This is a genomic window from Niastella yeongjuensis (genome assembly GCF_900110245.1).
Taxonomy (GTDB): Bacteria; Bacteroidota; Bacteroidia; order Chitinophagales; family Chitinophagaceae; genus Niastella; species Niastella yeongjuensis.
This window is the reverse complement of record NZ_FOCZ01000001.1, coordinates 670,857-682,358: the sequence shown is the minus strand read 5'-3', so window position 1 is coordinate 682,358 and position 11,502 is coordinate 670,857. Positions and strand designations below refer to the sequence as shown.

General features: G+C 43.0%; 10 protein-coding genes. 9 read left to right on the top strand and 1 reads right to left on the bottom strand.

Going from position 1 to position 11,502, the window contains the following annotated elements:
- Nucleotides 1-43 precede the first annotated feature (43 nt).
- The 7 genes from BMX95_RS03140 (at nt 44) to BMX95_RS03110 (ending at nt 9,005) form a co-directional block, all read left to right on the top strand.
- Complete coding sequence (locus BMX95_RS03140) at nt 44-1,282, top strand: M16 family metallopeptidase (RefSeq protein WP_081198876.1); 1,239 nt, start codon at nt 44-46, stop codon at nt 1,280-1,282.
- A gap of 27 nt (nt 1,283-1,309) precedes the next feature.
- Nucleotides 1,310-2,596, top strand: coding sequence for a M16 family metallopeptidase (locus tag BMX95_RS03135; protein WP_081198877.1), 1,287 nt, complete (start codon nt 1,310-1,312; stop codon nt 2,594-2,596).
- 151 nt (nt 2,597-2,747) lie between these two features.
- Entirely contained in the window at nt 2,748-3,095 is a 348-nt protein-coding gene (locus BMX95_RS03130; RefSeq protein ID WP_081198878.1) for a phage holin family protein, read from the top strand.
- Between the two features lie 61 nt (nt 3,096-3,156).
- Complete coding sequence (locus BMX95_RS03125) at nt 3,157-5,160, top strand: alpha-ketoacid dehydrogenase subunit alpha/beta (RefSeq protein ID WP_081198879.1); 2,004 nt, start codon at nt 3,157-3,159, stop codon at nt 5,158-5,160.
- Nucleotides 5,161-5,257: 97 nt separating this feature from the next.
- Nucleotides 5,258-5,791: a Uma2 family endonuclease gene (locus BMX95_RS03120; protein WP_165758870.1), complete on the top strand. Its 534-nt coding sequence runs from the start codon at nt 5,258-5,260 to the stop codon at nt 5,789-5,791.
- Between the two features lie 49 nt (nt 5,792-5,840).
- A complete protein-coding gene (locus tag BMX95_RS03115; protein ID WP_081198881.1) occupies nt 5,841-7,919 on the top strand; it encodes a carboxy terminal-processing peptidase in 2,079 nt (692 codons plus the stop codon).
- A gap of 33 nt (nt 7,920-7,952) precedes the next feature.
- Nucleotides 7,953-9,005 carry an LIC11966 family surface protein gene (locus BMX95_RS03110; protein WP_081198882.1) on the top strand — a complete coding sequence of 351 codons (1,053 nt, stop codon included), beginning with the start codon at nt 7,953-7,955 and terminating at the stop codon, nt 9,003-9,005.
- A 482-nt stretch (nt 9,006-9,487) separates the two neighbouring features.
- Here the strand turns inward: BMX95_RS03110 and BMX95_RS03105 are convergent, their stop codons facing one another.
- Nucleotides 9,488-9,835, bottom strand: a complete 348-nt coding sequence (locus BMX95_RS03105) for a SymE family type I addiction module toxin (RefSeq protein ID WP_081198883.1) — start codon at nt 9,833-9,835, stop codon at nt 9,488-9,490.
- 234 nt (nt 9,836-10,069) lie between these two features.
- On the opposite strand from BMX95_RS03105, the gene BMX95_RS03100 reads away from it, so the two are divergent.
- Together BMX95_RS03100 and BMX95_RS03090 are read left to right on the top strand one after the other, a co-directional pair.
- Entirely contained in the window at nt 10,070-10,492 is a 423-nt protein-coding gene (locus BMX95_RS03100; protein WP_081198884.1) for a helix-turn-helix domain-containing protein, read from the top strand.
- A 263-nt stretch (nt 10,493-10,755) separates the two neighbouring features.
- Entirely contained in the window at nt 10,756-11,085 is a 330-nt protein-coding gene (locus tag BMX95_RS03090; RefSeq protein ID WP_165758871.1) for a hypothetical protein, read from the top strand.
- Nucleotides 11,086-11,502 lie beyond the last annotated feature (417 nt).

Below are 11,502 nucleotides of genomic sequence, written 5' to 3'. Positions count from 1 at the left end.
CAAACCGTGGCACGGTTGAGAATTTAAAAAGTAATTACGGCATATGATACAATTTGAAAAATTCACGCTTTCGAATGGCTTACGAGTTATAGTACATGAAGATCATTCCACCCCCATGGCAGTATTAAATGTGATGTACGATGTGGGCGCCAGGGACGAGAATCCCGATAAAACAGGTTTTGCTCACCTGTTCGAGCACCTGATGTTTGGCGGTTCTAAAAATATTGAAGATTTCGAAACTCCCTTACAAATGGCCGGGGGCGAAAACAATGCCTACACCAGTAACGATGTAACCAATTATTATATTCAGTTACCTGCCGAAAACCTGGAAACAGCCTTCTGGCTGGAGAGTGACCGCATGCTTTCCCTGGCATTCAGTGAAAAAAGCCTGGAAGTACAACGCAAAGTGGTTATTGAGGAATTTAAAGAACACTACATTAATAAACCCTATGGCGATGTATGGTTCAAGCTGCGGGAAATGGCCTACAAAAAACACCCCTACCGCTGGATGACCATCGGCAGGGAATTATCGCATATTGAAAATGCCAGTCTGCAGGATGTAAAAGATTTCTTCTTCAAACATTACCGCCCCATGAATGCCATTCTGGTAGTGGCTGGTAATGTAAAAGTGGAGCAGGTCCGTCAACTGGCAGAGAAATGGTTCGGCGATATTCCTTCCGGCGAAAAATACGATCGCCAGGTTCCGGCCGAACCCGTGCAAACAGAGCCCCGCTCTATGGAAGTAAAAGCCAATGTACCACTGGACGCCATCTACAAAGTATGGCATATGGATAACCGGCTCGATCATGGGTATTATGTGGCCGATCTTATTACCGAAGTATTGGGCGGCGGCGGTTCATCCCGCTTGTACCAACAGCTGGTAAAAGAGAAGAAATTATTCAGCCAGATAGAATGTTATCATTTTGGAACGGTTGATAAAGGTTTGCTGGCCATTGAAGGCAAACTGGTGAAAGGGGTAAAAATGGAAGATGCCGAAGCAGCCATCAACGAAGAAATTGAAAAGCTGAAACAAGGCGGCATCAGCGATAAGGAGCTTACCAAAATAAAGAATAAAACCGAAGCGACGCTTGCATTTGAAGACATGAGTGTGCTAACCCGGGCCAATAACCTCGCCTTTTATGAATTACTGGGCGATGTAAACCTGTTTAACCACGACCGGGATAAATACTTCTCTGTTACGGGGGATGACATTCTGCAATACAGCCAGAAAATTTTCAACCCCAATAATTGCAGTACACTTAAATACTATAGTGAGAATTAAAGAATAAAAGACGACTAAAAAGAAGATATGTTAAACAGAACAGTTGCTCCTAAAATAATAGATCCGGTTCAATTTGATATAAAATTGCCGGCTACCAAAAAATATAAACTCGCCAACGGTATTGAAGTGTTTGCGCTTGATATGGGGAGTGAAGATACCCTGATGGTAAACTGGGTTTTTTCGGCTGGTAACTGGTTCGAAAATAAAAAAGCCGTTGCATCTGCCACCAATTACTTATTGAAGAACGGCACCAGCAAGCGCAATGCTTTTGAAATAAACGAACATTTTGAATATTATGGTTCCTACCTTAACCGCTCCTGTTACAACGAAACAGCAGAGATAACCCTGCACACCTTAAGCAAGCACATCAACGAGCTGTTGCCCGTAGTAGCGGAACTGGTGCAGGACGCTGTGTTTCCACAGGAAGAGCTGGACATCTATATACAAAATTCACAACAGCGCTTAAAAGTAAATCTGCAAAAAGGGGAATTTGTAGCCGGCCGACTGATCGATGCCTACCTGTTTGGGGAAAAACACCCCTATGGAACTTACAATGAACTGGGAGATTACGCGGCGGTACAACGGGAAGATGTAGTTAAGTTTTACAATGAATATTACAAAGAGGGGCGCTGTGTGATCTTTGTGGCTGGTAAATTACCCATAGATATCATCGATACGCTGGAAAAATATTTTGGCCAGCTGCCATTAAAACCACGGATGGGTGGGGCAGAAGTGATTCAGCATCCCATACAACCGGCTGACCAGAAGAAGTACGAAGTACTGAACGATCCCAATGGCGTACAATCGGCCATTCGCATTGCCCGGCCGTTCCCTAACCGCCATCACCCCGATTTCCAGAAAGTAATGGTGTTGAACAATGTGTTTGGTGGCTTTTTCGGTTCCCGCTTAATGGGTAATATTCGTGAAGAGAAAGGCTATACCTATGGCATTTATAGTTACCTGTTGAATTTTACCAGTACCAGCGGCTGGATGGTAAGTACGGAAGCAGGTCGCGATGTAACAGCAGAAACCATTAAGGAAATATATTATGAAATGGAGCAGTTGCGCGATGAACCGATCGATGAGGAAGAATTGAGCATGTCGCGCAATTCCATGATCGGCAGCATTCTGGGTGACCTGGATGGGCCGTTTCAGGTTATTGGTCGCTGGAAGAGCATGATCCTGAACAATGTAGATGAACATTATTTCGATCGCAGTGTACAGATCATTAAAACCATAACCGCTGAGGAGTTGCAGGAGCTGGCTAAGAAGTACCTGGTTCCTGAAGAATTCTATGAGTTGGTAGTGATTTAGAGGGCAGAGGGCAGAAGGCAGAGGGCAGAAAATGCCGCGAGCTCTTTCACGTTTGCCGTTTCACGACATATAACAAGCCCGTCCCCATACCGGTACGGGCTTGTTACATTTCCCGGTTTTCACCACTTATATACAACCAAACCCCATCATTATGAACTTTATCATGCGTATGATTGTGACCTCCATTGTAGCCTTTGGGTTATCATACATTTTAAGAGGGGTGCATTTAGATACGTTCACAACGGCTATTGTACTGGCCTTCGTATTGGCTATTTTAAATGCCATTGTAAAACCCATCCTGATTTTCATCACCTTCCCCATTACCCTGGTAACATTAGGGCTTTTTTTATTTGTGATCAATGCCCTCATCATTATCCTGGCCGACAAGTTATTAAAAGGTTTTGCGGTAGACGGGTTCTGGTGGGCGTTGTTGTTTAGTTTGTTATTGTCGATTGTTACGTCGGTATTATATAAAGAAAAAAGAAACGAAAAAGAATAGCCTCCATCGCTTACGGATATTTGATTTGCCCTACCTTCATAGTACACTATTTTATTATTGTATGCACTTCGACAGTAAAGATTTAACCTATGACCAGCTGGTTCATTTGTATAAGAGCCTGTTATTGCCCCGGATGATCGAAGAAAAAATGCTGGTGTTGTTACGGCAGGGAAAAATCTCAAAATGGTTTAGTGGAATTGGACAGGAAGCAATCGCCGTGGGTGTTACCCAGGCGCTGGACGAAGACGAGTGGATACTACCCCTGCACCGGAACCTGGGTGTGTTTACAAGCCGGCATATGCCGCTGCATAAATTGTTGATGCAATGGCAGGGAAACCAGAGTGGATATAGCAAAGGACGGGAACGCAGTTTTCATTTTGGAAATGCCCAGCACCATATTTGCGGTATGATCTCGCATTTGGGCCCGCAGTTAGGCATTGCAGATGGGATTGCCCTTGCTCATAAACTCAGGAAAGAAGATAAAGTAGTGGTAGTGTTTACCGGCGAAGGCGGCACCAGCGAAGGCGATTTTCACGAAGCGGTAAATGTGGCTGCCGTGTGGGATCTGCCGGTGATCTTTGTGATAGAGAACAATGGCTATGCCCTAAGCACGCCCGTAAATGAGCAATACCGCTGCGAAGCGCTGGTAGAAAAAGCCCGCGGCTATGGTATTGACGGTGTAAAAATAGACGGTAATAATATCCTCAACGTATACGACACTATTAAGGGTGTAAAGAAATATTGTCTGGAATATCAACGGCCCTACCTGGTTGAATGCGCTACTTTCCGCATGCGCGGCCATGAAGAAGCCAGCGGCACCAAATACGTTCCTTCTTATTTGTTTGATGTATGGGACATCAAGGACCCCATCAAGAATTTTGAACAGTTCCTGTTATCAAAAAAGATCCTGACAAAAGAAGAGGTAGAAGCCATTCACCAGGATCTGAAAGACTATGTGGATGTGGAATGCAATATTGGCTTTAATGCCAAACCTATGTTTGTAGATACAGACCGGGAATTGCGGGAGGTATACGCCGAAAATAAGCTGGATGTAAGAGGCATGCAATACGATGAAGAAAACCCATCGACAGCCGGCGCTGTGAAAGAACAGCGTTTTATTGATGCTGTTAAAGAAGGACTTCACCAGAGTATGCAGGAACATGCCGACCTCATATTAATGGGGCAGGACATTGCCGAATACGGCGGTGTATTTAAAATAACGGAAGGTTTTGTAGAAGAGTTTGGTAAAGACCGCGTGCGCAACACGCCGCTTTGCGAAAGTGCTATTTTGGGCGCTGCATTGGGACTGAGCATTCAGGGCTACCGCTCGATGATAGAAATGCAGTTTGCCGATTTTGTGACCATGGGTTTTACGCAGATCGTAAACAACCTGGCCAAGATCCATTACCGGTGGGGCCAGTCGGCCAATGTGGTAATAAGAATGCCATGCGGCGCCGGCGTAGGGGCTGGACCTTTTCACTCCCAAACCAATGAAGCGTGGTTCGTGCATACACCGGGTTTGAAGGTGGTATATCCTTCTTCCCCGGCCGATGCAAAAGGATTGCTTATCGCCGCCATCAACGATCCCAATCCCGTGTTGTTTTTTGAGCATAAGGCCCTGTACCGGAGTGTACATGGCAATGTGCCAGAACATTATTATGAAATTGAGATCGGCAAAGCCCGTCATGTGCGTTCGGGTAGTGATTGCAGTATTATCACTTACGGACAGGGGGTAATTTGGGCACAGGAATATGCTGCTCATTATCCCGAGATCTCCATCGACATTCTCGACTTACGTACCCTGTTACCGCTCGATTACGAAGCCATCAGGGAAGCAGTGGGCAGAACCGGCCGGGTGCTGGTATTGCATGAGGATACCATGACTGGTGGTATTGGAGGGGAAGTTGCCGCCTGGATAGGCGAGCATTGTTTTGAACTGCTTGATGCGCCGGTAATGCGTTGTGCCTCCCTCGATACACCGGTACCGTTCAACATCGACCTGGAAAATAACTTCCTGGCCAAAGCCCGGCTGCACGAAACGATGGTGAAGTTGCTAAAATATTAGTAGCAAATGTGTTGCATATAATTAGTAATCAATAATGTATACGTCAGCCCTCTTTCATTATTCAGACTGAATATATATCTTTATAAAAAAGAAGTCAGTGCGAAGTTCTGAAAGAATAATACCATATTATACTTACGATCAATGGGTGAGGTGGGAAGGTCTTTGGGAATTGATAAATGGGTTGCCATTTGCCATAACCTCAAGCTCTGATATAAAGCATCAGATAATCTCCTCGAAGGTTGCTACTGTATTTACAATTCCCTTAGAATTAAGTAAAGAATGTAGTGCTTATCTGCCAATAGCATACAAGGTGTCGGAGGATACCATATTGCAGCCAGATTTATTGGTGGTAGCTGAAGAAATAACAAAAGACTATCTCGATTTTCCGCCAGTACTTGTTGTTGAAATTATATCAACAAAAACGGAGTTGACCGACCGGTATACTAAGTTTAATATTTACGAATCAAAGGGAGTTAAATATTATATTATCGTAACACCAGATAAAGAGAGAGTGGAGATATATGAGTTGATTGATAGAGAATATGAGTTAAAGCAATCTGGTAAAAATATAGTACACGAATTTATTTTTCCAGACTGTAAAATTCTAGTTGATTTCGAAAAAATCTGGTAAATCTGTCTGTAGCGATTCCTCCTGCTGAATTAATAACCTTGGAAGTAATATGCGCATATTTCTAGTCCTGATCTTTGTAGTCACAGGCTGTAACGTAGTTGATGCCCAGTCAATTCAAAAAGCTGTTACCGATGCTTATGTGGTGAGCCGCATGGTAGAGAAATTCCACATTCAACCCCGCCCGTTAGATGATGAACGATCAGCTGCTATTTTTAATGAATTGATGGAGGAATTGGATGAGCAACGCATATTCTTTTCGCAGGACGATGTAAAAAAGTTATCCGCCTATCGCTTACAACTGGATGACCAGATCAAGGGTAAGAAATCAGACTTCCTGCAATTACTGATCACTACTTACCAACAGCGGCTGCAACAGGCAGACACCATGCTGGATAATATTTGTAAAACGCCTTTCAATTTCCTGCTGAAAGAAAAGTATACGGTAGCAGAGGACACTACCTATCCGGCGAACATGCAAGTTATGCATGCAAAAATGTACAAGCTGCTGAAGTTAACGGTGCTGGCAGGCTTGCTGGAATACAATGAATTGGCTTTCCCTTCCAAACAACCAACAAAAAGACTCGTTGACAGCCTGGAGCCCTCCTTGAGGAAAAAGGCTAATGTCACCATTAAGCGATCTGTAAAAAGGGTATTACAAAGTCCGCTGGGAATTGAATTCATGATCGGCAATATGTATTGCCAGGCGCTGGCTGTTACTTACGACCCGCACACGGCGTATTTTTCATCTGATGCCAAAGAGGAATTTGAAAGCCACCTGGGCAAGAAACCACTCGAATATGGATTAACCTTTAGTAAAGACGATGAAGGCCATGCCCAGATCGAATACCTGAAGCCTGGAAGTTCGGCTTACCAAAGTGGGCGTTTGAATCAGGGCGATAAGATCCAATCTATACAGTGGGAGAAGAAAGAGCCAATAGATGTGGCAGATGCTGATGTAGAAGAAATCGAAAGAACATTATCTACCTCAGGCGGCAATACAGTTAACATCACAGTGAAGAAAGCCGATGGAACTACCCGGCAGGTGGCGTTACATAAAGAGCGCGCAGCAGAGCAGGAAGATGAAGAAGAGGACAAAGTGAAAAGTTATATTCTGCAGGGCGACCGCAAAATAGGTTATATCTCATTGCCTGCCTTTTATTCAGACTGGGAAGGAACCCTGGGGATAAATGGCTGTGCCAATGATGTGGCCAAAGAGATCATTAAATTAAAGAAGGAAAACATTGAGGGATTGATGATCGATCTGCGCTATAACGGCGGCGGATCACTGCAGGAAGCGGTTGAACTGTCGGGGATCTTTATAGATGCCGGTCCGGTAGCGATGTTAAAATATAAGGCGGCGCCCAAACCAGAGACTTTGAAAGACGCCGTGCGTGGTACCATTTATGATGGTCCCTTATTGATGCTGGTGAATGGGTTCAGCGCATCTGCCTCAGAAATGGTGGCGGCCGTAATGCAGGATTATCACCGGGCATTGATAGTAGGTTCACCGACTTATGGGAAAGCCACTGCACAGATTGTGTTGCCCATGGACACAACAATAAACCTGGAAACCTACAATGGGAAAACAGTAGCTTCCAGTTATATAAAGCTAACCACTTCCAGGCTGTTCCGTATAAACGGCACTACTGCGCAGGCGCATGGGGTTCAACCAGACATCAGTTTACCCGATTTAACTGATGCCGCTCCGGAACGGGAAGTGAATGAGAAATATGTGTTGCCGCCAACGACAATAGATTCCAACAAATATTATAAACCACTGGCTCCATTACCGGTGGCTGCAGCTGATGCGGTAGCGAAGAAAGAAATGGCAGCGTCTCCATACTTTAGCTATGTACAGCGATACATCGAGTATACAAAAACAGCCAGTGTAAAGAAAGATATCTCCTTGCATATAGAAGAAGCCTGGATGCGTAAGGAAGCAAAACATAAACAGGCGGAAGCGATCAAGGAACCCAAGGATGAAAAGGCCATTTATAAAGTGGTAAAGCCTGCTACCCAAAAGCAGCGCGAGCATGATAACGAGCTAGATGGCGAATGGAAAGAGAACCTGTTGACCGATGCGTATGTAAAGATCGCCTACCAGGTGCTCAGCACTATGAAACAGTAACCAACAACCCTTATAATAGCCAAACAATCAGCTATGAAAAAAAATGTACACAACCTTGTCGTGCTGCTCATTGTATGTATGAGTATTACCTTCTCTTCGCGTGCGCAGGCCATTGAAAACCCCGGAGAATATATGACCGCTATTACTAATGCCCGCGGTGGTATGGATGCCAAGTACATGCAATACCTGAGTGCCGCAGCGCATGGCCGAAGAGCCCGTAAAGTTGAAAAGTTGCGCGCTGAAGTGATCGAGACCATCAATCAAAGCAAATACAAAACAACCGATCTGCCCAAGTACAAAGGCGATAACACCCTTCGCCAGGGCGCTATTGACTACATCACTTTATGCTACCGTGTTTTTAATGAGGATTATAAAAAGATAGTGGATATGGAAGAGGTGGCTGAGCAATCATTTGATGCTATGTCGGCCTACCTGTTGTTACAGGAAAAAGTAACCGAGAAGTTGAATGAAGGTTTTGAACAGCTGCACCAGACCTCTATGACATTTGCCGCAAAGTATAATGTAAAGGTGGATAGTACCAAAGATGCCCTGGATAATAAACTGGAGCTGGCTGGTAAAGTAAACGATTATACCAATTCGGTGTTCCTCATCTTCTTCAAATGCAACTGGCAGGATATGGAAATGACAACTGCCATGAATAATAAAAAGGTGAATGATGTGGAGCAATCGCGCAACTCTTTATTGCGCTTTGCTACTGATGGCTTAAAAGGCTTAGACACCTTGAAAAGTTTCAATGGCGATCCAACGCTGGCCAATGCCTGTCGTGAGGTACTGAAGTATTATAAGAAGATGGCAGAGACTGATGTGCCCAAACTCACAGATTTCTATCTGAAAGAAGAGAACTTCACTAAAACGAAGAAGTCGTTTGATGCAAAGGCGGCTAACAGTCGTACCAAAGAAGATGTGGATACGTTTAATAAAACTGTGAATGAATACAACGAAGCGGTGAATAACTTCAACAAAACAAACAATGCGGTGAACAAAGAGCGCACGCAAGCAATAAGTACCTGGGAAGCGGCGCAGAAGAAGTTTGCGGATGTGAATATGCCGTATTATAAGGGGTAGATTCTTACTGAAATAAGAAGTAGGAAGTAAGAGGTAAGAAGTATGAGGTAAGAGGTTTGTGAATCTCTTACCTCTTATTTTTTGTGGAAATGGGAGTGAGGAAATCGTTGTAGAAGTTGATTGCCAGTGAAATGCGATATGGATGTTTGTTTGTAAGGTGTGTAATGTATTGAAGGACAGTTGTTTGACAGGGGTTTAACTCACTTTTCTTCGGGATTTGTTCGGGTTTCTCTTAGGTAAAGACCCTGTTTTCTCCGGGAAAACCAAAACAAATCCCGAACATGATAGCGTGTAGAGCAAGTGCAGACCCGAAGAAATGGTAGCGTAATGGCGTCGGAATGGTAGTCATATTGCCCTGGGGATGGCCTTGAGACGCTACTGGTACCCTAGTGCGCCAGGCAATCCTCAGGCAATGGTTAGGCCATCCCCAGGCTATCCAAGGCAATACCTCTGGGATGTGACGACCACATTTCACTTACATCTTATTTTTTAAGACCCTCCTGCGGAATAACAATCAGCAGATCAGCGAACGGAAGTACCCATACCATGTTGCCCGGCTGAAAGCCGGTACGCTGTAACCATTTGCCGCGCAATAATATTTCTGGCACAATAGTACAAGGGCAGGGACTGTGCGCGTCATTGGACTGAAAGCGTTCGTTGATTTTTATGCTTCTTATGATTTTCTTTAAGTAGTATCCATTGTGGCGGATAATATGTAAAGAATCGCGTACACTGCCATTGGAGATTGATTTCATTATAAATTCAGCGGCCTCCCATGTTTCGTCTTCGGTTGCAAGAAGGGGTACAGGTTGTGATATTGATTTGCTCATAATTAATAAAGCTCTTTAGGTGATAGAAGATGTTTACAGTTCAGTGCTACTAATTAGAGCTTTATTAATATCTGCGGTTATGGGTTGAATATTTAGCAAAGTAATGGAGCGCTTTCTTTCTACATTATTCTGTGGCCGCATACTTTATCCGGTTTGGGGAATATTTTATTCTGCAGAATTTACCTGGGTTTTCATAACTTCAAAAAATTATATTTGTAATCTAACTCTAACGGTATGGCCATTTCAACACATCAGGGTGAGAATATTAAAAGTATACGCGAAATAAGAAAAATGAAGCAAGAAACATTAGCAGAATTGATGGGTGACGATTGGAATCAGAAGAAAATATCATTGCTGGAGGCTAAGGAAGAAATCGAACCTGCAACTTTAGATCAGGTAGCAAATGCTTTAAAAGTGCCTGTTGAGTCAATTAAAAACTATGACCCCGAGGCCGTGATTAATTTCATTACCAATAACTTTTCTTTCCACGACAATAGTGTGAACCAGGGTGGTGGTTCAACTAATAACTATTGTAACTTCAATGCTTTGGATAAGTTTGTAGAGGCAATGGAAGAAAACAAGAAATTGTATGAACGATTGTTACAGGCTGAGCGGGAGAAGGTGGAGCTGGTGAAACAAATGCTAGGGAAAAAATAATTTAATTTAAATTATACATGGTGCTTGTATATGCTGATATTGAACTGATTAATGGAGGTGATCTGGAAATGGCACGTCGAAGCTTATTGGATTTTGATGAAGGTAGTACGGTTTAAAAACCGGCAAACTACTTGCAGAGCTATGGTATTGGCTGATGATACAGAGCCTTTACTCGGAGCCAGGCAGGAGCTTATAGTGCATCCTGATCATCCATACTTTGCGCAGATGAAAATAAAATGAAACAAAACTTGCCTTTTTTTATCATGTACTCAGTTAATGCAGAGACTGTTTTGTCATTTTTAAAGGGCATTGGAGGGGTTATTTTAGGATTGATATTGGTAATCTTTGTGAGATTTTTTTTGAGTTTATGTCAGGGGTATTTGAATAAATTAATAGAAAACAGGAAAAGGAAGAACATTGAAGAGAAATATGATTTCTTAAAAGAGAAGATAGTGGAGCAAAGACTGTATATAAAGATAAAGTTCAAAGACTCAGATCAATTGGGTTTATTGCAGGAGCATTTAAAAAAGCTGGAATTAGAAGAGTTAAAAACTGAAATTGATAAAATTGAAGAATTGAAAGCAACGAATTAATATTTATGATCAATTTTTTGAATAACCGAACGCGCATTTTAACCCCGGTAGCATATTGAAGTTTATTATAAAAGGCAAAAGTTAAAGCTCTGATTAATTTATAACTCATAAATTAATCACCATGACCTCCGAAGCTATCGTCGACTTTCTCACCCCTTCACCTCCCAACATCATTTGCGAATACCTTCACTTTTTTAAAAAAAGTGTACCTGGTACAATATGCATTTCCCAATTCAATCGATCTATAGAGTTGGAAATAATAAGCATGCATGCCATAATCTTACCAGGAATATTAAAGAAGTTGTTTTTAGGTATGCAACAAAAAAGCCCGGCAAAGCCGGGCTAATATTATAGGGAAGCGCTTTCAAACTGCGGGAATAAACCTCTGCCCAATTTGTTCTACTTCCCTTTACTTTA